The sequence below is a fragment of the Nocardioides rubriscoriae genome, assembly GCF_008087085.1.
Lineage (GTDB): Bacteria > Actinomycetota > Actinomycetes > Propionibacteriales > Nocardioidaceae > Nocardioides > Nocardioides rubriscoriae.
Map to the genome: position 1 here is coordinate 15,800 of NZ_VIYJ01000002.1, position 26,372 is coordinate 42,171.

The following is a 26,372-nucleotide window of genomic DNA, read 5'->3' on the forward strand; positions in this document are numbered from 1 at the left end:
CCTGCGCCCGTCCTGTCGGGCGTCAGGTCGTATGGGTGGAGTGAGACCAACCGAAGGAGACCCCCGTGCTCACCATGCTCTGGAACCTCAGCGCCGCGATCCGCGGCTATCTCCGTGCCTACATGCCCAGCAACCGAGCCGTCGACTGGCTCCGGAGCCAGCGCGGCCTCAAGTGGGCGATCCCCGTCGCGCTGGCGGCTACGCCCGCCTACCTCGGGGCATTGGCGCTATGCGTCCAGTTCGCCTCGCGCCCCGGCCTCGGTTGGCTCAACGTCCTGATCTTCCTGTTCTTCTGGAACGCGATGAAGTTCACCTGGATGGCGGTGCTGTCGCCCCTCTTGATGATCCGGAATCGCATCAGTCGCACGCATCAGACGTCGGTAGACGCTCGGGCATACGAGTCGAGCTCCTTCACGAGATCAGTGAGGGCCGCAATCTCCGCGTAGCTCGGCGCCAACTCATACGCATGATGGTGTGACGCCTGCGATAAGGCATCCCAGGCGTATTGAGCTGTCGCGGCGAGGTGGGGCGCCTCGTCCTGGTAGAGAACCTCGATGCAGCCGAGCAGTGTGCGGGTGTTGGCTTCTCCCGGCTCATAGCCCTTCGATCGAACAAGCCTGCCGAGGATCTCTTCGAGCGCTGACCTCGTGACCCACGCGGCAGCCCGGACGGAGTGGACTCGGACGGGCAGCGTTCCGTCCAGGAGCGCGGTGGCCTGATCGAGCGGGGAGGTCACTTCACGCCGTTCTTGATGTCGGCAAGAGTCTTCTCGACGTCGCGGCAGGCATCAATCGGATCGCCGTGTTCGAGCTTGAAGTGGATTGAATTGGCCTTGCGGAGCGCCCACTTCCGGTAGCTGGCCTTGTCGAGCCATGTGTCGATCTTCGAAGGGTCGTCGATCGCAAGCGCGAGACGGTCCCGTGTCTTCGGCGCGTCTTCCCACGCCTTCTCGACCAGTTCGTGAGTTGCGCCGTTCGACAGCTCTCGAGCGAAGTACGTCTCCCGAGCCTGTGCCTCCAGCGCCATCCGGAGGAGGCCCGGAAGCACGCGACGTCGCGTTTCTTCCGGAAGGTCACTGTCCTTCACCAGGCCGAAGGCATCCCTCAAATAGCGTTCGGCGGGGCTGAAGGTCACGACCGGCGTTACCTTGGAGTTGGCTTCTCGAACAACCTCCAGCACCTTGATTGGGACATCCTTAGGCGCCCGACGTACTGCGCTGGCGAACCGGTCGTCGTGCGAGAAGACGACTACCTGCCTCGTCTTCGCGATCTCAAGTAGCACCTTGACGAGACCGTCTACCTTGGCGGGGTCCATCGCTTGCACGGGGTCGTCGAGTACGACGAAGCGGAACGGGCTCTCAGGCATTGTGGCTCTCGGAAGGAACAGGGCCAGCGCGAGCGAATGGAGCTCGCCTTGGCTCATGACCGCGAGCGCGCCGGCATCCTCGCCGTCGACCTCGGCCGCTATCACCACGTGGCGGCGAGTATTGGAGCTCTCCAGCGTCAGCCCGGCAATCTCGACGTTGCTCTCCTGGCGGAGGCCCGCCCAGATCTTCTTCGCCTCGTCAGCGATGGGTTTGACACGTTCGTTCTTGAGGACGATCTCGTTGTCCTTCAGCCACTTGTGGGCCAGTGTGGCCGTAGTCGCCGCAGGCTTTGCCGATTCCCACGCCTCCGCCGCATCGGCGAACGCAGCCAGGCGAGCAGCGACTTTGCTCCATGTCTCATCGAGGTTGCCGACGAGATCATCTGCCGTCGTCTGCAGAGCAGCAAGCGCCGCGCGAGCCGGCTCCACCTTTGTGGTCAGATGTTCGGTCAGGGCGAGTGGGTCGGAGGGGGCCGCGGCCCATACCTGCCAAGCAGCGGTCACGGTCTCGGCAAGTCCGGCTATTTGAACGGGCAGGTCGGCCTTGAGTGCCCCGGGTACGGGGCTGATCAGGGACCGGGCGCTGCTGAGCGCCGCGGAGTGCCGAACCCGGGCGGCTTGCAGTTCCGAGAGCTGCTCGTTGTCCCTCTCAAGTTCGGCACGAAGAGCCGCGACCCGTGCTGCATCGAGGAGGCCAGCGGCACAGACGGGGCACGCCTGGTCGCCCTCGTGGTCGTGTACGCCGATCGCGGCGCTGATCAGTTGACTGCGTCGCTGGAGCGCCTCCCCGACGCGGTCCCCGACATCGGCAAGGTGCCCAACGGCGGCTCGGAGCTCCTCTGCGGTCGACCGACAAGCTTCCTCCGATGGAAGGCCAAGCGGGAGCAGCGCGCGAAGGCGAGTCCCGACGCCGGTGTCGGGAGTCGTGCCCGTCGCAAGGCGGCGAAGCTCGTCGGTGTCGAGTGCCTTCGCACCAAGGAGCGCCGCTGCCTGTGTCGCACGCTCGTCCTCGAGTGCGTCAAGGGACTGCAAGACGGTCTTCCTGTCGCTCCGTAGAGCTGCCTCAGGGGCGACTGATGCCTTGCGGTGCTCGTCGAGAGCCTTGACTGCGGCCGTCAGTTGCTCCAGCCCGAGCACCGTCGAGATGGCGTCGTACAGAACCTTGGGCTCAGCAGAGAGAAGTGCGCCGAGCTCCTCGTAGGTGAGCATCGGCCGAAACGTTGCCAGCGGGCCCGCCCAACCGAGGCTCGCAGCGCCTGCCTGCTTCTTCTCGCCGTGCCGTTGCAGTGAGGTCACCATTCCATCGAGGTCGGCGGCACTGGGCCACTCGATGCTCAGCCGTGTGGGACCGACGCCCTCCTCGGCCAGCGTCACGTCGATTCGGGTCGGATCGCCATCGTGGATGTTGCGCCACCGCTCCTTCCACTGGCTCGCGCGTGCATGCCAGCGATAGGTGGTCCCGGTCAGCGCCACTTCGAGTGCTTCGGCGAAGCTCGACTTGCCGGAGCCGTTCCGACCCGAGACGACGGTGAGTGACGGGAACGGGTCGAGATCCAGTTGCGATTCGGGGCCGATGCCGCGAAAGCCGCGCACTTTGATCTGCTTGAGGAAGGCGCCGACCGGCTCAGCCTCTTCGCTGACCTCAGCCGTTGGTGCGGGCGGTGCATATCCGGCCATGTCTGCCAGCGCTGTCTTACCCTCCAATGCCGCAAGGATGAGCAGCTTCGCTTCGTCGGACAGCTTCGCGTCCGCGTCCAGGCGCGCACTTACCCATGACGTTAGATCGCTGGTCATTTTCTTCCCCCTCGGCGGCTCGTCGTCCGGACAACGCTAGTGGGGAGGTCCGACGCTGTCCGTAGACAATGCCGAACTTGCTGTCCGAGCAGCTGACCGACGTCATCGACTTGTCATCGCGCCCTAAACGCGGGCGGCAATAGCATTTCTATGCCCTGAGCAGACCGCGAATCGTGCGGGTTGCGCACGTCATGTCGGTGGACGTCGGTAGGGTCATACACGACGAACTGACGCTATGGAGGATCTGTGCCGGACATCTTCGACAATCTGAAGACAGAGTCGGCGATCGGACCTGCCCTCCAATCGGCCTTGACTGCCTTCGACACGTGCGACGTTGCGACTGGCTACTTCGACCTCCGCGGCTGGGCGAGTTTCGCCGACATCGTCGACAGCAAGGTCGCGACCCGGAATCCCGAGGACCCAGCGGTAGCCAGAGTCCTTGTCGGCATGGTCATGCCGGCTGACTCGGCACTGATGCTCTCTGCGCTGCAGGACGTCGTTCAGCCCCCGCCGTACGGCTCCGACATCAACGACATGTCCAAGGCCCTGGCGGCCAAGGAGCAGCTGGTCAAGCACTTGCGTACCCAGCTGATGCGAGGGCTGCCGTCTGCTGCGGAGCAGAAGACGCTCCAACAGCTCAAGTCCCAGCTTGAGTCGGGCGCCCTCGCGATGAAGGTGTTCACGACCGCGCCCCTTCACGGCAAGACCTACATCTTCCACGCACCCGGCAACGCGTTCGCTGAGCGTCGCGCGTACGTCGGCTCGTCGAACCTGACGAACGCAGGCTTCTTCAAGAACCTTGAGCTCAACATCGACGTCACTGACAATGACGCGTCCGGCAAGTTGGCTCAATGGTTCACGGATCGCTGGGATGATCCGTTTTCGCTACAGATCACGGCAGAGATCATCGAGCTGATCGAGGAATCCTGGGCGGCCGAGACCCAGCCGACGCCGTACGAGGTCTACCTCAAGGTCTGCCACGCGTTGTCCGAAGACGCGCGCGAGGGCATGGGATACGTCCTGCCTCCGTCTGTTGAGAACCTGCTCCTGGACTATCAGACGACTGCGGTGCGCACACTGGCCCGACGGATCGTCCGCCGCGGCGGGACCATGCTCGGAGACGTCGTCGGTCTCGGCAAGACGCTGACCGCCATCGCGACCGCGCTGATGCTGGAGGCAGCAGAGGACTACACGACACTTGTGCTCTGTCCCAAGAACCTTGAGGACATGTGGGCGAAGCACCTCGACAAGTACGGTCTCCTCGGTGCCCGTGTCGTGCCCTACTCGATGGCCGACAAGGTTCTGCCGGAGCTGAAGCGATTCCACCTCGTCATCTGCGATGAGTCCCACAACCTTCGAAACAACACGACCAAGGCTTCGGAGGCCATTCAGGACTATGTCAAGCGCAACGGCTCCAGGGTGTTGCTGCTGACCGCCACTCCGTACAACCTTGCCTTCGCGGACGTAGCCAATCAGATCGGCCTCTACATCGACGATGACGAGGATCTCGGCATCCAGCCGACCGCCGCGATGGCAAAGGACCCGACCCTCGTCGACAAGGTCGACGGCAAGATCACGACGCTGGCTGCGTTCCGTCGCTCAGAGGAGCCCGAGGACTGGAAGCGCCTGATGAGCGACCATCTCGTGCGCCGCACCCGGTCGTTCATCAAGCGCACCGCCAAGAAGGAGACGGTGACGCTGCCGAACGGCTCCACCGTGGAGCGCGAGTACCTGGAGTTCGCGAACGGCCAACGGTTCCACTTCCCGACTCGCGTGCCTAAGCCGCTGAGCCTGGATTTCGCACATGACGACCCGGCGAGGCTCATGGAGGCTGACCAGACGCTCGATGACATTCGTGATCTGATGTTGCCTCGCTACCGGCTGGCGGAGTACGACGACCCGAAGGCTCCGCACTCAGCGAACGACACCAAGATCCTGGCCGACATCCGCTCAGGCCGCGGCAACGTGAGTGGCTTCGTCCGTATCGGCCTGTTCAAGCGGCTGTCGTCATCTGGGCACTCGTTCATCCTGAGCCTGCAGCGCCAGCGAGCCCGCAACGAGCTGTTCATCTATGCCATGGATAACGGCTTGGACGTCCCACTCGGAAGCTTCGGCGACCACCAGTTCATGGTCTCCGACGAGGACCTTGAAGAAGACGAGGAGATGGGTGGCAGCTTGGAGTCCCGCTACCGCGAGCTCCAGCGGCGCCTGCCCTCCTCGACGAAGTGGCTCAGTTCCAAGGTCTTCAAGTCCACGCTAAAGAAGGACCTGGGACGTGACAACCGCATCGTCACCGACATGCTCGACCGGTTTGGTGCTTGGGACCCGTCAAAGGATTCGAAGGTCAACGCACTGGTCGACATGCTCCGTGACGATCACTCGGGCGAGAAGGTCCTGATCTTCACGGAGTACGCCGACACGGCGGGGTACGTCGCGAAGGCACTGAAGGATGCAGGTATCGCGAATGTCGGCCTGGCCTTCGGCGACTCGGACGACCCGGCCGCCATCGCACGCCGGTTTTCTCCTGACAGTAACCGACTTCCCGGGGAGGAAGACGAACCGAAGCCGGTCGAGAATCCGATCGATGTGCTCATCGCTACGGATGTCCTGTCGGAAGGCCAGAACCTTCAGGACTCTCACATCGTCGTCAATTACGACTTGCCCTGGGCGATCATTCGCATCATCCAGCGCGCCGGTCGTGTCGACCGAGTTGGACAGAAGTCGGACAAGGTCTTCATCTACATGCTCACGCACGAGAAGGTCGAGGACGCCATCCGCCTGCGCCAGCGAATCCGCCAGCGCCTTGGCGATAACGCGGCCGCATTCGGATCGGACGAGCGGTTCTTCGGTGACGCCAAGGAGGTCAATGTGCTCGATGACCTCTACAAGGGCGCGGTCCCAGGAGAGGACGAGTTGGAGCAAGAGGAGGGCGAAGCCGACGCCGTCAGCGAGGCGTGGCTCGTCTGGTCGAAGGTCAAGGAAGAGACACCAGCTATTGCGGCCAAGGTCATCAGGATGCAGGACATGGTCCACAGCACCCGTGACCCGTACGACAACGAGACGAAGACTGGTGTGGCGACCTACGCCAGCACCTCAACGGGCATCGACGCGTTCGCTGCGTCGTTCGACAACCCTGATGGTGGTGACGCGTTGGAGCGGCTACTGACACCTCTGGAGGCGCTACACATCTTCCGTGCCCAGGAGACAACGCCTACCGTCACCCAGCGCGCGGATCACTTCGCCCGCGAAGCAGCTCTTGTGCAGGGCAAGCTCAGTACCGAGATGGTCGCGGCTGGTGCTCTCCGGGGCATCCGCAAGTGGGCCGTGGAACGGCTCGGTGGGACGATCTTCGGTGCAGACGCCAGCGACGCCGTGAGCGCCATGATGGAGCGCCCGCTGACCGAGTACGCGAACTCCCGCCTTCGGCAAGCTCGGCGGAGCAAGTACGCCGACCAGGATCTCGCCGACTTGGTCAAGCAACTGCATGACGAGGAGCGGCTGGTGATCGGCACAACCGACCAGGAAGAGATCAAGATCCTCTGCTCGATCGGGGTAACCGCACGATGAGCGACGCACTGGTTCAGAAGGCAGACTCCGAGGACTTCGACCACCTCTTCCGGCTCGACCTGTTCTGGGGAGGTCCCGACCACGCGCCAATCCAGATCGAGCTTGATGATGGGTCCAAGGTCACGGCCACCAATGTGTCGTCCTACAAGGGCGTCCGAGTATGGGAGGTTCCGGCCCTTCCCGGTTCCGCTGGCGAGGCGAAGCTCGACCAACTCATAGCCAAGAACTCCACCAACCGTCTCGTGATCTTCCACGACGACGGGAAGCAGGTTTGGCGCTGGCCGTCACGCAGCAGCAAGGGTGGCGGCGTCATCTCGCGCCCGGCCCGGCACGTCCACAAGGTCGGAAACCCCGACCCGAAGTTCGCCGCCAAGCTCGACGCGATCCGGCTTCCCCAGACAGGGGTCGACGTCAACGAACTCCTTTCGCGTGTCCGGGGCGCGTTCGATGTCGAGACGAAGAACGAAACCAGACGCGCATCAAAGCTCATGGCCCAGATGTACGCCGCCGTCGAAAAGGGCTACCCGGCAAGCTTCGACGTCAAGCAGCGAGACCACGAGATCTCGGTGACGCTCGCGCGGGTCCTCTTCCTACTCTTTGGCGACGACACCGAGATGTGGAAGTCGGAGGACGGGGAGCCCCTGCCGGACCTGTTCCAAGACTTCATCAAGGACCACACAGACCGCGACGGCGCCGACATCGCTGCTCGACTCAACTCGTTGTTCGTCGCATTGGATACCGCTCCAAACAAGCGCGCCGGGCTGGCTCCGGAACTTGCGATGTTCCCGTATGTCAACGGAGGCATCTTCGACGAGAAGATCACCCTGCCCGAACTCGACAACGACTTTCGCAAGGCCATCCTCGATGCCTCGGCTGTCGACTGGTCCACTATCAGCCCGGCCATCTTCGGCTCGATGTTTCAGTCTGTGCGCGACGCGCAGACGCGCCGCGAGCTCGGGGAGCACTACACATCCGAGGAGAACATCCTCAAGACCCTGAATCCGCTGTTCCTCGACGAGCTTCGTGCTGAGTTCGATGCTGCCCGCGAACGAGACACGGCACAGAAGCGTATCAACGCCCTCAACGCCTTGTGGAAGAAGATCGGCGACATCCGGTACATGGACCCAGCCTGTGGGTGTGGCAACTTCATCATCGTCGCCTATCGGGAGTTGCGCGACCTTGAGCTTCGGATCATGGATGCGCTCGCTGACAATCAGCAAGGCGAGGACGCCGCGGCCCTCGACGCCGACTGGACGCACCTGCTGAAGGTCACTCTCGACCACTTCTACGGCATCGAGATCGACGAGTGGCCCGCGCGCATTGCCGAAACCGCGATGTTCCTCATCGACCGCCAGTGCGACCTCAAGATGAAGGAGCGATTTGGCGTCGCCCCGGAGCGCTTGCCGATCCAGAAGTCCGCGAAGATCAGCGTCGGTAACGCGCTTCAGCTGTCGTGGGCGGAGATACTCGAGCCGTCCGAGAATGTTGTGGTGGCGGGCAACCCGCCGTTCCTAGGGATTTCGCTCCGGTCAGCTGCGCAGACAGCCGAGCTGCAGGCGGTATGGGGAGCCCGCTACCACGGCACCTTGGATTACGTGACCGGGTGGCATGCGTGTGCCTTGAGCTACTTCGGTGCGATTGCAGCTCGTTGGGCATTTGTCACGACCAACTCGATCATGCAAGGCGAAGCAGCTGCACCACTTTTCCGGCCCATCCTCGACGCCGGATGGCAGATCAAGTTTGCGCACCGTACCTTCAAGTGGACGTCTGAAGCATCCGGCCAAGCCGCTGTTCACTGCGTCATCATCGGGTTCGCTCGTGACCCGGGGGTCAAGCGGCTCTTCGACTACCCAACCATCGACAGCAGCCCAGTCGAGGTGACTGGGGTCAAGACCATTAACCCGTACCTCGTCGACGCCGCAAATGTCCTGGTCGAGTCCGTAAGCCGTCCGCTAAACCCCCAGATGGGCGAGGTCACGTACGGCAACAAGCCGACTGACGGTGGTTGGTTGATTGTCGAGGATGACGCGCTTGCCGAGGCTCGGGCGGATTCGGTGGCCGCGAAGTATTTGCGACCATACGTAGGTGCACGCGAACTGCTGCATGGAGTTCAGCGTCACTGCCTGTGGTTGGTTGACTCCACACCATCAGAGAGGAAGCACAGTCCATTCATCTCCGAGCGCGTGAAGGGCCGGAGGACGTTCCTGCTTGACAGTGACGCCGCATCTACTCGTGCGTATGCAGATCAGGCTCACCTGTTTCGGCAGATCTCGCAGCCCGAGGTCCCATACCTCTGCATTCCTCGACACGTGAGCGAGACTCGCCCGTACTTCCTGAGCGCTCGATTTCCTGCGTCGGTGATTTGTAGCGATGCGAACTTCCTTAGTGAAGACGCAGACGGCATGGTGTTCGCGATCATCTCGTCGAAGATGTTCATGGTGTGGCAGCGAACGGTCGGTGGACGCATAAAGTCAGACATTCGCTTCAACAAGTTGTTGTCGTGGAACACTTTCCCGCTGCCAACGCTGACGGAGGCTGACCGAACGGCCATCATCGACGGCGGGCATGGTGTACTTGAGGCGCGAGCAACGCTCTCTGATGTGTCGCTCGCGGGCATGTACCCCGCGTCAGGGATGGACCCGGGGTTGCAGCGCGCGCACGACTCGCTGGACAAGGCGGTGGACATGACTTTCGGTCTGAAGCACGCAGATCGGATCACTGACTTGGAGCGCCAGGAGATCCTCTTCGCCAAGTATCTGGAACTCTCGTCAGGACTTCTAGCGGGCCTAAGTGCCACAAGATCCTCGCGACGGCGGACGACGAGAAGACCCTCATGAATGTCAACGAAGGCGTTCTGTCACCAAGGGCCCACAACCACCTCCGATAACGACTCGATCCGATCGTCGCGAAAGATACTCGGCTCCGAGCTGACGAGGCATAGATGGGACTTAGAGGTCTGCCGCTCACCTCGCCAAGGTGCACGCGCCTGTCGTCAGTAGACGTGTGGGTGAGGATTTCGCAGCGCCTCGACGAGGTCGGGCCGGGCGGTAAGCGCGTCCCGCAGTCCACGCTTCGCTCGTGTTGTGCGCTGGTCGAGGTTCGCAACAGAGATCCCCAGCTCGGCAGCGAGCTCTGCCGCAGTGTCGTTATGGATGTAGCGCCGGCGGAGTAGGTGAGCCTCCTCGGCGGAAACGAGGGCGAACAGGTTATCGATGACCTCTCGACTCACGGCCGGCGCCGACGCGAACTGCGTCGAGCGCATGACTGCCATCGCCAAAGAGACCGGGTCTTCCTCGCCTTCGGCGAAGTTGTCAGCTGGGCGCCGCTGATCCGCGCGGGCGCGGTCGACGATGGCGTTCGACGTAGCAGTCTCGAGCCAGGCTGCAACGTTGGCGGGTGCATCGCCGTCGGGCCACGCTTGGAGGTACTTCATGAGGACGTCCTGGAAAAGGTCCTGGCGATCCTCAATCGACAGTCCGGCCCGGTAGCCGCGACGCCACACGATGGGTCTCGCGATCGCAACCAGTTCGTTCTTCTCCACGGTCGAAAGCGTAGGGCTACTGACCGACACTTCCGCGTGAACCGACGTCGAAGCCTGCCTTGTCGGCGAATGCGTCGACCCGACGCGTCATAGCGACGAGTGCCGTCGCCAGCTTCGCAGTCGAGATGGACGCAGACACTGGCCGATGGCGGTACACAAAGTCGGGGTTGAAGCGGTTCCACTGACCGGATGCATAGGTCTTGGGAAGGAGGTCCTGATCGAGGATGGCTTCGAGGTCAGAATGGTCGAAGAACTCGACGAACTCGCTCTCGGCGATGTGAGCTCGTTGGGTCACGTGCTTCTCGCCTTGCAACTCAGGGTCTTCGACCGTCAGTTGGTATCGAAGCTGCTTGTCGATGACTTGGTATTGCCAGCCGATCATCCGGGTGGGCGCAACGCGCCGCCAGTAGCTGATGAGGCCGCAGCCGCCGCGGCCGCCCTCGACAACGAAAGACTTCGGTTCATCCAGTTGCGCCTGCACGACTTGAGCGAGGCCGCTGATTCGCGTCTTGTAGATGGCGCCGTCGAGGCTTCCGCCGGGCATCTGGCCGACGACCTGCACAGCCGAGAACGGCTCGTCGAGTGCTTGCGCTGGATCGAGCGCTTATGCAAGCGCGACCAGCCGCTGGACCAGCGCACGATAACGGGTGAACAAGTCGGCCGTGCGTCCAAGCGCAGGGGCGTCAACCAGTTCGAGCGCATCAGAGACCGCGGAGTAGTTCACGTGGACCCACGGAGCTGGCAGGTCGAAGGACGGGTCCATCAGGCTGAGGAGAACGTAACGCGTGTTCGACGCCCCTGCCTCACCGTGGTTGGGCGACCAAGGTAGCGCGACAGGGTTGTACTTCAGGAGTTGCGCCGGATAGGGGATGGAGTACAGCTTGTTCTCGACCACGACCTTCGGATGGGCATCGACAGGATCGACCACCACGTCGAGGTGCTTCAACTCTCGCGCGACCCTGATGGCGTCGATGTCGGGATAGGTTGCCCCGCCCAGCACTTCGAGCAGGGGGCGAAGTTCCTGAGGGTGCTTCCGGAGCAGCCACCCCAAGGTGTTGGAATGGAACAGTTCCTGTCCCGCTCGAGATTGCGCCCAGAGCAGGTCATGCTCAAAGGCGTCGAGCAGCGGCAAGACGCGCTCAAGCAAACCCGGTTCGACGGCTTCGTGGGCGATCGGCTCGGATTCGGCGGCGACCGGTTCGGCGCCGGTCGGTGTAACTGACGAATCTGCCAGCACCGCGTTGAGAGGCAGGTAGCGAACCGGGTTAGCTGACCCAGGCCGGAAGAGATGGGCGACGTCGCGACCGACGTACTTGTCTCGATCGGAGGCAACGGAGCCGTTGAAGCCGATCCGGTTCTCGAGCCCCTCGACAGGGGAGTGCAGCCACTCGGCCGGTTCGTAGACCTCGCGCACGAGACCGCCGGCCACGGCGAGCACTCGGACGACGCGCTCCGCGTTCGCGACCGACATCACCCACCACGCGCGGGTGGTCTCGTAGAGCTCGTCGGGAGGGATGTCGTCGTACCAGCTCTTGTTCAGGCGCAGCAGCAGTGCGAGGTCGTCGTTGGGCACAAGTCCGAGGGTAAGCGGCAACGACGGAAGTCCGGTTGTCAGGATTCGCCCACCATCAGCGTCGTACTTCCTGTCCGCCCCATCCGGGGCACCACAGCCAGGAGAACAGCCATGACGCTTCCTCGCCTCACCCTCGCCAACGCCCACTTCGTCACGCCGTTCCTTGCGGTCGGCGGTGACCTGGCCTTCGACAACGCAATCGCTGCGGTGCAAGCCATCGAGCTCGTCAACGGCGGCATCACCCACGTCGTCGACGTCCGGCAGGAGTGCGACGACACCGAGCTGTGGTCCTACGTCCCCGAAGTCACCTATCGATGGGATGGCATCGACGACGCCGGCCAGAAAGTGCCCGCGAGCTGGTTCGAGGACGTCACTCGGTGGGCCGGGGACGCGATCACGTCGGGCGGCGCCGTTCTGACGCACTGCCACATGGGCATCAACCGCGGACCCAGCGTCGGATACGCCGTGCTGCTCCGGCTCGGGTGGGACCCCGTCGACGCCCTGGCGGCCCTCAGATCTGCTCGCCCGATCGCCGCGGTCGCGTACGCCGAGGACGCTCTTGAGTGGCACTTCGGTCGCACGGGCGCCACGGCCCGAGAGCGGGCCGAGGCTCGTCGGGGGGTTGCGCAATGGCGTCGTGAGAACCCACTCGACGTCGTTCGGATCATCCGGTCGATTCGCCGCGAGGATGCGTCCTGACGTCGCCACACCATGCTGTCGGAGGCCTCGGTGATACTCAGAGCATAGAACCAATGGTGCGGCACGAGTCACAATCATGCTATGCTGAGCGCATTACATCGGGTGTACGGTACGGATAGGGGTCGGGCAGATGGCGGTTGGCGGCAAGGTCAAGTACAGCGATGACGACATGCTCGACGCGGTGCGCCAAGCTGCGTTCTTCGTCTCCGGAGCTCTCCGCGGCGAGTCCTACGACGAGTACCGAGCTGCCTTCGGTGGGCCCTGCCGCATGGGCATCATCAGCCGCTTCGGCACTTGGCGAGCCGCGTGCGACGCCGCCGACGTCGCAGCCAACACCACGCGGTCCTACTCGAGTCGTTGGTCGGAGACGGACCTCATCCGTTGGGTCGCTGACTACCTCGCCGCGGACGGCAGCAGCGGTACGTACTCCGGCTACGCGGCCTGGGCCAAGGCTATGAGCGGAGCTCCAAGCGGACCCCGTCTCCGGCAAACCTTCCCGCGGTGGGGCGAGGTCAAGGCCGCTGCGTGCCGCATCGTCGCGGCTCGTGCCGCGCGTGCTGCCTGCCACGGCTTTGTCGGCGGCCACCCGTAACGTCTCAAGGCTCGGCACCCGAGCCCAAAGTCATCAACATCTGGACGCGCTCGGAAGGAGCCGAACATGAAGATCAACGCACTGCTCGACGTCAACGTCGTTGCCCACGAGTCCGAGGATGAGGTCGCTGTCCTGTTGGAGCTGGAGGCCCCGGCGGCGATCTCGGAGGTCACTCGCTCGCAGGCCTCCCTGCAGGTCGTCCTCGATCGCTCCGGCTCGATGACGGGAGTCCCACTGGAGGGCGCGAAGAAGGCGCTCATCGCGCTTGTTCGTCGACTGGAGCCGTCCGACAACTTCGGACTCGTCACCTTCGACGACTCCGCACAGATCGTCGTCCCGGCCGGTCCGCTTACAGACAAGGAGAGCGTCATCCACCTCATCGAGGGCGTGCACTCCGGTGGCTCTACTGACCTCTCGGCGGGCTACCTTCGCGGCCTGCGCGAGATTCGTCGCGTCGCAGGCGACACGGGAGGCACGGTACTGGTCGTCTCCGACGGTCACGTCAACGCGGGGATTCGGAACGTCGACGAGTTCGCGTCGATCACGGCGAAGGCATATGGCGACAGGATCGTGACCTCGACGTTGGGCTACGGCCAGGGCTACGACGAGACCTTGCTGTCAGCGATCTCGCGCTCCGGGTCGGGCAACCACATCTTCGCGGACAACCCCGACGCGGCGGGTGCCGCGATCGCCGGTGAGGTCGACGGACTGCTCAACAAGGTCGTTCAGGCGCTCTCGCTGACGGTCAAGTTCGAGCCGGCGGTGGAGTTCTTGCGCCTCTACAACGACTTGCCCGCGACACAGATCGGTGAGGGCCAGGTCATGATCGAACTGGGCGACCTCTATGCCCAGGAGGGCCGCAAGGTGCTCCTGAAGTTCAAGGTCCCCGCGATCGCGTCGCTCGGGTTGGCCAGGATCGCAACCCTCGAGCTTGCCTACGTCGAACTCCCTGGGCTGGTGGAGCAGGTGGCCTCGCTGCCGATCACAGTGAACGTCGTGCCGGGCGACGAGGCCGCGGGGCGGATTCCTCACCCGACTGTGCACTCCGAGGTCCTCTTCCAAGAGGCACAGGATGTGAAGCGTCAGGCGTCCGAGGCGTTCGAGCGCGGCGAGTTCACCGAGGGGCAGAGGCTCATTGGCGAGACGAAGTCGCGTCTCTCCGCCTCGCTGGGCGCAGCGCCGGAGGCTCTCAAGCCGGAGATCCGGGCCGAGATCGATGAAGTCGAGCGCATGGACCAGATGTCGTACGACATGGGCGTCGGCAGCGCCCCGCTCATGTCGAAGATGAGTCGGGAGTCTTTCCACCGCGGTAGTCGCAAGCGTGGCCGTGCCGCGCGGCCTGAGAGCGAGGAAGATCAGTGACGCCCGACCGAAACCGGAACTCGCGACCAACGAGCCTGGATCGCGGACGGCAGGGCCCGGTGCAGCTCTCCCCCGCGGACGTGAGGAGCCACGTGCGTGGACACGACGGACGGCGCGTTCCGCTGACATGGATCGACCTGACTAGAAGACTGGCCGGCGGGACTCGAACAACTGAACTGGAAGCGATGAGGCGATGCGCGTAGACCTGCACACCCACTCGGTACGAAGCGACGGTTCGGACAGTCCTAGGGAACTGGTCGAGCGAGCTATTGCCGCTGACCTCGACGTCGTCGCGCTTACCGATCACGACACCGTTGCGGGATGGGGGGACGCCGCCGATGCCGGGCAACAGCTGGGCATCAGAGTCGTGCTCGGGATCGAGTTCTCCACCACCAACGAAGGTCGTGGTCAGCACTTGCTCGGATACAACCTCGATCCGGAGCACCCTGCGATCGCGGAGATCCTTATGCGCGGGGCTACCTCGCGCGAAGACCGCGTCGCAGCCTTGTTCGACCGACTGGACGAGCTGGACCTCTCGGTGGATCGCGAGTACGTCACCTCCCTCGCCGGCGGAATCCCGAGCCGAAAGCACGTCGCCGCCGGCCTGGTGAAAGAAGGACACGTCGCGACCGATGACGAGGCATTTGCGTGGTTCCTCAACGAAGGCGGCCCGGCCTACATCCAGCGCTACCGTCCCACGATCGAGGACGCGATCGCGGCGATCCGCGATGCCGGAGGGGTTTCGGTCATCGCCCACCCACGGGATGACAAGCGAGGCCCGGGCATCACGGAGGAGCGCTTCGCCGAGTTGAGTGCCGGCGGGCTCGACGGCATCGAAGTCGACCACGAGCAGCACACCCAAGAGGATCGCGCCGAACTGCGCGCCGTCGCGGCCAACCTCGGTCTCGCCGTGACCGGGTCGAGTGACTACCACGGCACTCGCAAGACCGGCCACGATCTCGGCTGCAACCTCACGGACGCCGAGGCCGCAGAGAAGCTCCTCGGACCGGACTTCGATGGCTGCTGACGGCGTGCGGCGCGAGGAGGCAGGAAACGCATGTTCCTGATCAACGGCAAGCTGCACTGGAGCGCATCCGACCTCACCGCTGCAGCTGAATGCGAGTACGCCCTCCTACGGACCCTCGACCACAAGCTCGGCTGGGCTGACGCGATAGAGAAGAAGAAGGACGCGCTCCAGGAACACATCGGGCGGCTCGGCGACCGGCGCGAGGCCCGGCTGCTCGACGAGCTCACGTCCAAGCGCCAAGTTGCGGTCATGGATCACGTCCAGCCGCCGTACACGATGGAGAAGCTCGAGGCCGCAGGCGACTCGACGCTCAAGGCCTTCATGGATGAGCCCGACGTCATCTACCAGGCGGCGTTCTTCGACGGAGAGTTCTTCGGGTACGCCGACTTCATCGAGCGTGCTGACGACGGGTGGCTGGTGTGCGACGCGAAGCTCGCGCGGTCGGCCAAGCCGAAGGCATTGCTCCAGCTCGGTGCGTACGCCGACCAGATCCAGCGGATGGACCTGCCGCTGTCCTCAACGGTGTCGCTCATGCTGGGCAACGGTGAGCGAGCCGACTTCCGCGTCTCCGACGTGCGGCCAGTCTTCATCGAGCGCCGCGAACGGCTCCGTCACGTGCTCACTTCGCACCAGGCTGGAGGCGTGCCCGTCGCGTGGGGCGACGACCGCTTCGTTGCGTGTGGCCAGTGCCACGAGTGTCAAGCATCCGCCACGGCGACCAACGACGTCATCGGTGTCGCCGGGCTGCGGATGGAGCAGAGACGCAAGCTTCACACGGCGGTGCCAAGCATTCACACGATCGCCGACCTCGCGACTGCGACGGCCAAGCCCGCCGCGATGACCCAGGCAACGTTCGACAAGCTGCGAGCACAGGCGGCGTTGCAGTGGAAGCAGATGCAAGCCGCTGCGGACGCCCCGGTCGCATTCGAGCTGACCGCCACCGCACCAAAGATGCTCGCGCTACTTCCGGCTCCCTCCGAGGGTGACCTGTTCTTCGACTTCGAGGGCGATCCGCTGTACGACGAAGGCGACCTCAGCCGGATAGGCCTCGAATACCTCTGGGGCGTGCTCGACACTGCCGAACACTACGTCCCGATCTGGGCTCACAGCGCGACGGAGGAGCGAGACGCGTTCGCCTCCTTCATGGACCTCGTCGCCGAGCGGCGCGCGCTATACCCCGACATGCACATCTACCACTACGCGCCGTACGAGACGACAGCGCTCAAACGGCTGGCGATGCGCTACCAGACCAAGGAGAAGGAGCTCGACGACCTTCTCCGGTCCGAGGTCTTCGTCGACCTCTATGCAACCGTGCGCGGCTCGGTGCGAGTTGGCCAGCCGTCCTACAGCATCAAGAAGCTCGAACCGCTCTACATGGGCGATCAGCTCCGCTCTGACGACGAGGACGCCGTCGGCGACGGCGGAGCATCCGTGGTCGCCTACCACGAGTACCGCGATCTGCGGATCGACGATCCTCCCGCGGCCGGAGCACGGCTCGCCGCCCTTGCCGACTACAACGAGTACGACTGCCTCTCGACCTTGCGGCTTCGCGACTGGCTCCTGGAACGCGCCGACGAGGCCGGCGTGCGCGACCAGATCGTCCCTCGCATCAAAGACGTGCAGGGTGAAGAGCTGTCGGAGCGGGACCCGGTCTTCCTCGCTCTCATGGCTAAGTCCGGTCCGGAACAGCGAATCAAGCGCGCACCGGAGGAGCAGACGTACGCGATGCTGGCAACATCGCTGGACTACTACCGCCGCGAGCGCAAGCAGTACTGGTGGGAGCACTTCGAGCGCCTCAGTCACCTGGTGGACGACTGGTCCGACGCCAGGGACGTCTTCATCGTTGAGTCGGCCGAGGTCGTTTCGGATTGGGCCGTCCCGGGCGGAAAGGCGACCAACGCCCGCCGTGTCCTACGGCTTGTCGGAGACTGGACCCCCGGCAGCAAGACCGCCTCCGGCGCCCAGGTCGTCTACCTGACCCCAGCGCCGTCGGGTTCGTTCGGCCCAGACGGTGCACCGTACGCCGCAGCCGGGAGCATGAGCGTCGCAGCGGACACTGAAGACCCGCGTGTCCTGCTGCTGACCGAGAGCCGCAAGCCGGACGAGACCTTCAACGACTTCCCGGTCGCGCTGGTGCCCGGCATGCCGCCGAAAACTGACAAGCTCGAAGAAGCAATCAAGGAGGTGGGAGCAGCCGCCGCCGCCGCGCCCTCGCTCCCTGAGCGCGGGGTGCTCGACATCGTCGCTCGCCGCACGCCACGACTCATCAGTGGCTCCCCACTCCCGCGGGGTCAGTCGACCGTCGAGAGCGTCGTCGCGGCACTCACCTCGATGAACGCCTCCTACGTGGCAATCCAAGGCCCGCCGGGGACCGGCAAGACCTACACCGGTTCGCACGTCGTCAAGGAACTTGTCGAGAAGCACCACTGGCGGATCGGAGTCGTCGCTCAGTCACACGCCGTCGTGGAGAACATGCTCGCCGGCATCGTGAAGACCAAGCTCGACCCAACGCTCGTTGGCAAGGGGAAGACCGAGAGCAAGAGCCCCACGTGGACACCGCTCAAGAACGTGCCGAAGTTCCTCGACGAAGACGTCGCCACCGGATGCGTGATCGGCGGTACCGCCTGGGACTTCGCCAATGACAACACGATCGCCCGCGGCACCCTCGACTTGCTCATCGTTGACGAGGCCGGGCAGTTCTCGCTAGCCCCAACCCTTGGTGCGTCCGTCGCAGCCAAGCGGTTGCTCCTCCTCGGCGATCCCCAGCAGCTTCCGCAGGTAAGCCAGGGCACCCACGCCGAACCAGTCGACGAGTCCGCCCTCGGCTGGCTCATGGACGGGCACGACACCATCCCAACCGACCTCGGTTACTTCCTCGCTGAGTCCTATCGGATGCACCCCGCTCTGTGCGCCAAGGTCTCGACTCTGTCGTACGACGGACGACTTCGCTCAGCGGTGGCCGCAGCACGGCGCAGCCTCGACGGCGTCGAGCCGGGACTCCTTGTCGCCGCGCTCGACCACACTGGAAACCGCACTGAATCCGTGGAAGAAGCGGCGGAGGTCGTTGCGCAGGTGAGGGCTTTCATCGGCAAGATGTGGACCGATCCCGACGACCTGACCGCCCCGAGGCTGCTGGGACAGGCCGACTTTCTCGTCGTCGCGCCCTACAACGTTCAGGTCGCGGTCATCCGGAGCGCACTCCAAGCCGCCGGCCTGGGTGGCGTACGTGTCGGCACTGTCGACAAGTTCCAGGGCCAGGAAGCGCCAGTGGCGATCGTGTCCATGACCGCGTCTTCATATGGGGACGTGCCGCGGGGGATGGGGTTCCTGCTCAGCCGAAACCGCACTAATGTGGCGGCATCTCGGGCAAAATGGCGAGCGGTCATCATTCGGTCCGAATCACTGACCTCGTTCATGCCGAGAAGCGCGCAGGGAGTGCTCGAGCTGGGCGCATTTATCGGGCTATGCCAGCCCACGGAAGAAATGGACTGGCGCGAGGAAGAGTGGCGAGAGCGAGGGGAACAAGGTTGACCGATGAGGTGACGTCGGGCACGGGGGGGCACCTTGCATCCGACCGCTACGGCACTTGCCGAGGCGCTCGCACACGACGCCGGATCACGGGCCGAGATCGTGCGCGGCGATGACGGCAATTGGCTCGCTGTCGAAGAGGTCTCCAGCACCATCACGTTCGTCGAGGCCCAAGGCGACGAGCTTCGTATCGTCCCGTTCGTCGGCGATGCCGACGTGATCGGCGAACGACCCTTCACGCGTGACATCAGAGCGTCGTGGCTCGACGGGGAGCGCGAGTTTGTTGCCGACGTCTCCGCTCTCTCTAGCTACGCCGATCGCGGGCAGGTCATTGACCTTATGCATGCGGCTTTGGACTATTGGGCGCGCTCCGCAGAGGAAACCACCCCAGATCCCGCACCGCCGTCAGCGGTCGCCCCACCCGCGGTGGCAGTCGAGATCGCCGAAGTCGACTTTGCTGAGCCCGTCATTGATGAGCCGGGTGACCAGCCGGGGGACGTCGAGACTCCTACGATCGATGCGCAGTTGCGTGCCGACATCAGTGACCAGTGGTCATGGGCTTCATCGGCAGCCCGCATACCGCAGATCTCCGACCTCACGGTCGCGCTCTCGGAGTCCCTCGCGCAGGCGCGCATCAGCGTCGCCGTCCGTGACGCCGATGTGCAGTTCGGCACCAAACTCGCATTCGAGGGCCCGCTTCCAGCGGGAACTACCGCCTTGGGCAGTTTCAACGTTCCGCTCTCGGCGCGAGTCATGTCGCAGGTGGAGGAACGCCGTGGAGCCGACTGCCTGATCACGCTCGAAGACGCAGCGACTGGTCGGGTGCTTTCCCGATACGAGGAAGCCCTGGACGTTCAGCCGCGCGACCTGTGGTTCTGGCAAGGTGATCCCCGCCGGTCGGAACAACGGGCGCGCATGCTTCAGCGTGGAGAGGAGCTGGCCGGCCTCCTCCAGGAGGACCCGGACCACCCGGATGTCGAGGTCATCGAGCGCGAGCTGGAGGCAATCGGGCGTGCGCTCAGGGCGGAGGGGGCAAGCTCCGCGCTCCTATCGCGGTCCCTACTGGCTTCGTTCGTCAGGCCCAACCATCCCGAGATCGCCGCGGTTGCGCGTGAGGCGGCAGAACGACTGGGCAAGGCGACCGGCGACTCGTCCTTCTTCGCCTACCAGATCGGCGACGTCGCGCAGGCTGAAGAACGCGCTGACGCGACCATCACCGCTATCTATGAGGCGCTTCAGGCCCGCTCCATTGCGTACTCAGAACCCCCACCCGGCTGGGACTACCGGGGCGAGGGGCAACGCATCCGTGATCACGGTGACGTGGCGAAGGCGGGCCTCGGCACCTGCATGGACACCACCGTTCTCGCCGCCGCGGTGATCGAGCAAGTGGGGTTGCATCCAGTCCTTGTGCTCATCACTGGACATATCTTTGTCGGCTACTGGCGGAGGGATCCGCTGCCAGAGCAGGGCGCGAAGCCGGAGTGGTACCCGGCCACACCAGTTATCGACGATCTCGCGACGATTCACTCGCTTGTCGGGGGTGGTTGGCTCGGAGTCATCGAGACGACTGCCTTCACGGCGGGCAAGGACATGTCGGCGAGTGAGGCGCGCCTGGCTGCGCGACAGGGGAATGTCAGCCGCGGACTCGGCGAAGGGTTCATCCAGCTCATCGATGTTGCCGCTGCGCGGCGTGCGGGTGTATCACCTCTGCCTGCGGTCAACGAGCGTGCAGATGGGGTCACGGAGATCGTGGAGTACCGCCCCGGCGGGGCGCCGACGGTCACCAAGGTGCAGGGCGAGGAGCTGGACGCTGGGGCGCGTGAGCGCCAGGTCGACAACCATCCTGCCCGCTACCGCACCTGGAAGTCCTCGCTGTTCAGCCTCAACGCGACCAACGCGCTGTTGAACCTTGGTAGCAATGCCAGAGTCCAGCCGATCGCTCTTCCTCCTGAGGGCCTCGGCATCTTGGAGGACAAGCTCAACCAAGACGTCTCATTCAGCATCCACAGCGGCTACGACATCCCAGAGGTATGGCGCGCCCGGGACATCGCCAACGCCCTGCAGCTCTTGGAATCGGGATCTCCTGACGACCGCAAGGAACTCATCTCCCACCTCAGCGACAGGCGACTGTACGTCCAGCGAATCGGACGCTCTGGGGGCAAGCCGGCAGCGCTGAGTCCGGCGACGTTCTTCAAAGAGATCCGCTCAATGGCGCACAACGCCAAGACGGCGCGTGACGAGCGAGGAATGAATCCGCTCTTCCTGTGCATCGGACTCCTGCGCTGGCCCTACAAGCCAGGGGTCTTCGCAGAGGCACCGTTGATCCTCGTCCCCGTGAACATCGCTGTCGCACGGGGGCGCCAGGAGTTCACCCTCACACTCGACTCCTCCCAGCAGACCACGCCAAACGCCGCTCTCATCGAGTGGTTGCGCCGAGAGCACGGACTTTCAATCCCCGGCCTCGCCGAGCCGTTGGCCGACCGAGCGGGCATCGACGTTGACGGTGTTCTCGCCGAGGTGCGGAAGGCAGTCGCAGAACGAGGCTTGCCTCTCGATGTGTCCGGCGAGGCACGACTCGCCACTTTGGACCTCTCGGCCTTCCGCATGTGGCAGGACCTCAACCTCAACGCAGATCACTTCTTTGAGCGCCCGCTTGTCAAGCACCTCGTTCACACGCCCACCGAAACTTTCGAGGACCCGGCCATCGAGGCGGCCGCCGACGCTGACAGCGACGAGGCGTTCGAGGAGCAGCTGGAGAAGCTGGAGACGCCCATCCCAGCTGACTCCACCCAGAAGCGTGCCGTTCTGTGGGCACGCCAAGGCCGCACCTTCGTCCTGCAGGGCCCACCAGGAACCGGGAAGTCGCAGACCATCACGAACATGGTCGCCGAATGCCTCCTGACGGGCCTGCGCGTCCTGTTCGTGGCAGAGAAGGGCACCGCCTTGGCGGTCGTTCAGCGCCGACTGGAGGCGATCGGCCTGGGACCATTCACCCTGAACCTCCACCACGAGGGCTCCAACGCTGCCGAGGTCCGCGCCCAGCTCAAACGCTCGCTCACAGCGACCGTGCACCCCGACACCCTCGCGATGGAGAACGCCCGGCGCCAGCTCAGGAATGCCCGCTTTGAGCTGACCCAGTACCCCCAACACCTCCACAAGCCAAACGCGGCCGGCCTGTCCGCCTATGGCGCTCACGACGAACTGCTCGTTCTGCAGGACGGCCCTGTGATGCCGATCCCGACGACCGTCGTCGCCCACCGCGCCGACCAGGCCGAGGCGCTCAAGGAGTTGTTCGAGGACCTCCAGCGATGGACCGCCGCGGCAGCGGTCCGAGCTGACCACCCGTGGCGGCTGGCAGGGGCTGGAAACGGCGACCCGTTTGACGTGGAAGCCGTCAGTGCAGCAGTGCGCGGAGTCCTGGCGGGTCTCGCCTGGGCCGCGGTCAGCACGGGTGCGCTTCGCGAGGCGCTCGACTCACTGACGCATCCCTCACAACTCGATGCGCTCGCGGCGGCAGCCAACCCGGCCTTCCCCGCGGGCGAGGAGTTGGCCGGTGTTCTCGACGCCGCCTGGCCGAGGCGAGCGGCCGAGACTCTCGCTGGCTGCGAGCGCGCCGTCGAAGGATGGTCTCAAAAGCTGCACGGCTTCACGCCCGACGTCCTCACCCTGGATCTCAGGGCGATCGCCTCCCAGCTTGACGCCGCCACATCGTCTGGCTTCTTGGGACGCAAGGGCCGACAGACCGCCGCCATCGCTCCCCTCGCCGCGGCAGCACCCCCGAACCTCGACCTGAACCCGACAAACGCCGGAGCGATCCTGGCTGACCTCATCGCGGCGCAGGGTGCGGGCGAAGAGGTCCGGACGTCGATCGGCGCGACACCCGGCTTGTCAGGAACTGTTCCCGCCGATGCCTTCGCCGCGGGAGCACTCGTGGCCGCCCGAAGTCGGCTGAACGATCTCACGCAGGCGACCGCCAGCCTCCGTGACGAAGGTGAGTGGACTCGTCGCATCCACGATCTTGCGCGCAATGGCCACCTGAGCGGCCAAAGCGACGCGCTCGCTTCTTATGCCGCCTCCTGGCACCGTCTCTGGGACGAACTCGCCATCCAGGACGCCGACTTCGATGCTTGGCGCAACAACGCGACGCTGTCGTCCGCGACCACTCGCGTCGAGGAGACCTGGCGTCGCGATGTCGACTACGAACGACTGGTTCCGCTCCAGCGATGGTGCACGCTTGTGCGAAAGCTTGAGCCGCTGGCTGCCGCTGGGCTTGATGAAGCCAGAATCGAACTCCTGGAAGGCAGGCTTCCGGCCCACACGGCCGAAGACGCCCTCGCCCGCGGAGTCGCACGAGCCTCGCTCACGGAGAGAATCAGCGCGGAAGGGCTCGACCGGTTCGACGCGGTCGCGCACGACCAGCGCGTCACGTCGTACTCGGCGGCGCAGGAGCAAGTTCGCAAGCAATGGGCCACCGACGGCCCAGCCCGGCTCCTTGCGCGCAGGGGCGGGGGAGGGCGCGGGTCACGCACCGGCGGGCTCGCGCGAGAGCTGGAAAAGACCACCCGGAAACTCGGAACCCGGCCGATCCTGCGCAAGTACGGCGAAGCCGTTCAAGAACTCACGCCGCTCGTGCTGTGCAGCCCGTCATCTGTGGTCGACCTGATCGAACCCGGCGTCATGGAGTTTGACCTCGTCATCTTCGACGAGGCATCCCAGATCACCGTGCCCGAAGCAGTCGGAGCGCTCGGTCGCGCACGTGCAGCTGTCGTCGTGGGCGACAGCAAGCAGATGCCGCCAACTCGCAAGGTCGGTGGTGGGGCGGCTGAGGACGAGGAGATCGATGACCCGAACGTTGAGGAGATTGTCGAGGACCAGGAGTCCATCCTCAGCGAGTGCGAACTCGCCCGAGTCCCCACGCTCAGCCTGAACTGGCACTACCGGAGCCAGGATGAGGCGCTCATCGCCTTCAGCAACCGCACCTACTACCGCGGTGATCTCAGCAGCTTCCCGACGCCCACCCTGCTCTCGTCCGAAACTGGCCTGGAGTTCCGGCCCGTGCATTGGCCGGAGAATGACGACAAGGGGATGTATCTGCGCGCGGGAGCCAACAAGGTGGACCTCGGCAACGGCGTGATAGCCGGATCGAACACCAACCCTTTCGAGGCAGTCGAGATCGTGAAGTACATCCACGAACTCGTCCACGCCAGCGAGCGCCTTCCCTCCGTGGGCATCGTGACCTTCAACGAGCAGCAGCGCCAGCTAATCGAGGACCTGTTGCACGCAAGCGGCGATGCCAAGATCGCCGATGTCCTGGACGAGTCCAAGATGGGCCGAGGCGAGGCCCTGTTCGTCAAGGCTCTGGAACAGGTCCAAGGCGACGAGCGGGACATCGTCGTCTTCTCGGTGGCCTTCTCCAAGCAGGCCAACGGCAAGGTCCCGACGAACTTCGGCCCGCTCTCGAATGCCGGTGGTGAGAGGCGCCTCAATGTCGCCGTCACCCGAGCACGCCGCAAGAACGTGGTCTTCTGCAGCTTCAACCCCGCGTCCAACGAGCTCGACGTATCCGGGTCGACGTACCAGGGGCCGAAGGATCTCAAGCAATTCCTGATGGATGCGCAAGCGGCGGGCGCGCAGAGCGAGATGGTCGAGCCGGCTCACCGCATCGCGATCCGCGATCGTCACCGTGACGACATCGCCTCGGCACTTCACGATGCCGGTCTGCACGTGATGTCTGACGTCGGACTGTCCAACTTCCGGCTCGACCTCGTGCTCGCTCGACCCGAGATTCCAGATCGCCCGATCCTCCCTGTCCTGCTCGATGGCGAGAGCTGGAAGAAGCGCAACACGGTGTCCGATCGTGACGTCCTACCTGTCGAGGTTCTTGAGAACCTGATGGGCTGGCCGACCGTTGCGCGCATCTGGTGGCCGATGTGGCTCCAGAATCGAGACGAGGTCATCGCCCGCATCGTTTCCGAAGTGGATCGAGCCGAGGCTCACCTCGACGGCAGGACCGTGAGAACGGAGTCAGCCGCTGACTCCTCGGCGGCCGGGGCGGCTGAGCCTCTCCACAGCCTCAGCCCCGAGAACGAGCGGGCCCTCCCTCCAGAACCAACGCCCACGCCGGAGGCCGATGGGGACGTGGGAACGGAAGCCGCTGTCCAGGCGTCAGCGACCGATCCAGGACCAAGTCAGCCCGGGGCCGCGACGCCTTTCCTGCCGGAGCAGGGACGGATTGAAGCGCCCGCGGCTTCGATGCCTCTCGCTCCGCCGAAGCCTGCCCCAGTCACTCCATCAGGCACTCACGCCGCGGAGCCGGACACCGACTCCATCGTCGAGTTCCAGCCCGCGCACACCAACGTGGTCGGCTCCAAACAAGTCCTCGACCGTCTACCTGATCGCGGTGCCGCGGCAACGGTGCGCGAGCAGGTGCTCGACGTCATCGAAACCGAAGGGCCCGTCGAGCTGGGACGACTCGCCCGCATCGTTGCGCGACGCTTCGGTCTTAACGCCGTCCGGACGGCACGCGTCGAAGACATCGTCAAACTCGTCCCGCGGGCGCAGGTTCGCAAGAACCGGAAGCTTGGCGACTTCGCATGGCCGTCCCGACTCGATCCCGAGACCTGGGCCGGCTTCCGCATCGCCGGCCAGGACGGTTCGCGGACTCTCGACGAGATCGCTCCACAGGAGATCGCCAATGCGATGCTCGCGGTACTAGAAGAGTGCAACTTGGAGTTCGTCGACGACCTACTTCGCCAGACCGCGGAACTGTTTGGGATCACGAGACTCGGAGCCAATGTTCGCGCTCGACTCGAAGCGGTCTATGCCAAGCTCCCGACCGATGACGATGAAGCACAGACCGCGGAGGAGCCGGCACCTAGCGAAGCTCCGGCGTCCGCTCATCCCTTAAACGACCCACGTGATGGCGAGGTCGGCCTTGGAGTCGCTGAAATTGCCGCGATGCTGGCCGATGCAATCCAGTCGAGTGGCACGGGAGGGTTCGACGTGCGCGGTGGATACATCCAGTGGCAGGGCGATCCGGTCAAGGGCTTATTCGTCGAGGCGGGTGATGGGCAGGGGTATGGCGAACCGTTCGACGCGGTGCTCGCTGACAAGCTTGTATCGAACGGTTGGCGGAGGCCTGTCCCCAAGGAAGACATCCGCAACTGCTGGTTCGCACTTCCACTTGCGTTGAACGGTGACGAGTCGGAGCGCAGCTACGCTGCTCGGATGGAGGCAGCGGCGGAGGTCGTTCTCAATGGCATCCGAGTCATGGACGAACACCAGCGCTGAGTAGGTCATCACCGACGCGGGAGCATCGGGTCGT

Annotated in this window: 13 protein-coding genes; 9 read left to right on the forward strand and 4 right to left on the reverse strand. The window is 64.4% G+C overall.

Annotated features, from left to right (window positions below):
• Positions 1-65 precede the first annotated feature (65 nt).
• Positions 66-446 carry a sulfate permease gene (locus FZC61_RS22925; protein ID WP_170285961.1) on the forward strand — a complete coding sequence of 127 codons (381 nt, stop codon included), beginning with the start codon at positions 66-68 and terminating at the stop codon, positions 444-446.
• A 286-nt stretch (positions 447-732) separates the two neighbouring features.
• On the opposite strand, the gene FZC61_RS03535 is transcribed toward FZC61_RS22925, so the two are convergent.
• Positions 733-3,159, reverse strand: a complete 2,427-nt coding sequence (locus tag FZC61_RS03535) for an AAA family ATPase (protein WP_148612621.1) — start codon at positions 3,157-3,159, stop codon at positions 733-735.
• Positions 3,160-3,405: 246 nt separating this feature from the next.
• Here FZC61_RS03535 and FZC61_RS03540 point away from each other — a divergent pair, with 246 nt between their 5' ends.
• Positions 3,406-6,726 carry a helicase-related protein gene (locus FZC61_RS03540; RefSeq protein WP_148612623.1) on the forward strand — a complete coding sequence of 1,107 codons (3,321 nt, stop codon included), beginning with the start codon at positions 3,406-3,408 and terminating at the stop codon, positions 6,724-6,726.
• Positions 6,723-9,563, forward strand: a complete 2,841-nt coding sequence (locus tag FZC61_RS03545) for a class I SAM-dependent DNA methyltransferase (RefSeq protein WP_148612624.1) — start codon at positions 6,723-6,725, stop codon at positions 9,561-9,563. The genes FZC61_RS03540 and FZC61_RS03545 overlap by 4 nt, the downstream gene beginning before the upstream one ends.
• 155 nt (positions 9,564-9,718) lie before the next feature.
• On the opposite strand, the gene FZC61_RS03550 is transcribed toward FZC61_RS03545, so the two are convergent.
• Genes FZC61_RS03550 through FZC61_RS03560 form a run of 3 tightly spaced genes read right to left on the reverse strand, consistent with a single transcriptional unit; the run spans position 9,719 to position 11,840 of the window.
• Positions 9,719-10,267, reverse strand: coding sequence for a sigma-70 family RNA polymerase sigma factor (locus FZC61_RS03550; RefSeq protein WP_170285962.1), 549 nt, complete (start codon positions 10,265-10,267; stop codon positions 9,719-9,721).
• 16 nt (positions 10,268-10,283) lie between these two features.
• A complete protein-coding gene (locus FZC61_RS03555) occupies positions 10,284-10,829 on the reverse strand; it encodes a hypothetical protein (RefSeq protein ID WP_148612628.1) in 546 nt (181 codons plus the stop codon).
• 42 nt (positions 10,830-10,871) lie between these two features.
• Positions 10,872-11,840 carry a hypothetical protein gene (locus FZC61_RS03560; protein ID WP_170285963.1) on the reverse strand — a complete coding sequence of 323 codons (969 nt, stop codon included), beginning with the start codon at positions 11,838-11,840 and terminating at the stop codon, positions 10,872-10,874.
• A 111-nt stretch (positions 11,841-11,951) separates the two neighbouring features.
• Between FZC61_RS03560 and FZC61_RS22930 the strand changes: the two genes are divergently transcribed.
• The 6 genes from FZC61_RS22930 (at position 11,952) to FZC61_RS03590 (ending at position 26,338) form a co-directional block, all read left to right on the forward strand.
• Positions 11,952-12,539 carry a dual specificity protein phosphatase family protein gene (locus tag FZC61_RS22930; RefSeq protein WP_170285964.1) on the forward strand — a complete coding sequence of 196 codons (588 nt, stop codon included), beginning with the start codon at positions 11,952-11,954 and terminating at the stop codon, positions 12,537-12,539.
• A gap of 130 nt (positions 12,540-12,669) precedes the next feature.
• On the forward strand, positions 12,670-13,131 hold the full coding sequence (locus tag FZC61_RS03570; protein ID WP_148612634.1) for a hypothetical protein: 462 nt from the start codon (positions 12,670-12,672) through the stop codon (positions 13,129-13,131).
• A 66-nt stretch (positions 13,132-13,197) separates the two neighbouring features.
• Positions 13,198-14,493 (forward strand): vWA domain-containing protein, encoded by a 1,296-nt coding sequence (locus FZC61_RS03575; protein ID WP_148612636.1) that lies wholly within the window; start codon positions 13,198-13,200, stop codon positions 14,491-14,493.
• Between the two features lie 193 nt (positions 14,494-14,686).
• Positions 14,687-15,520 carry a PHP domain-containing protein gene (locus FZC61_RS03580; RefSeq protein WP_148612638.1) on the forward strand — a complete coding sequence of 278 codons (834 nt, stop codon included), beginning with the start codon at positions 14,687-14,689 and terminating at the stop codon, positions 15,518-15,520.
• A 30-nt stretch (positions 15,521-15,550) separates the two neighbouring features.
• Positions 15,551-19,051, forward strand: coding sequence for a TM0106 family RecB-like putative nuclease (locus tag FZC61_RS03585; RefSeq protein WP_148612640.1), 3,501 nt, complete (start codon positions 15,551-15,553; stop codon positions 19,049-19,051).
• A 99-nt stretch (positions 19,052-19,150) separates the two neighbouring features.
• Entirely contained in the window at positions 19,151-26,338 is a 7,188-nt protein-coding gene (locus tag FZC61_RS03590) for an AAA domain-containing protein (protein ID WP_148612643.1), read from the forward strand.
• Positions 26,339-26,372: the final 34 nt, after the last annotated feature.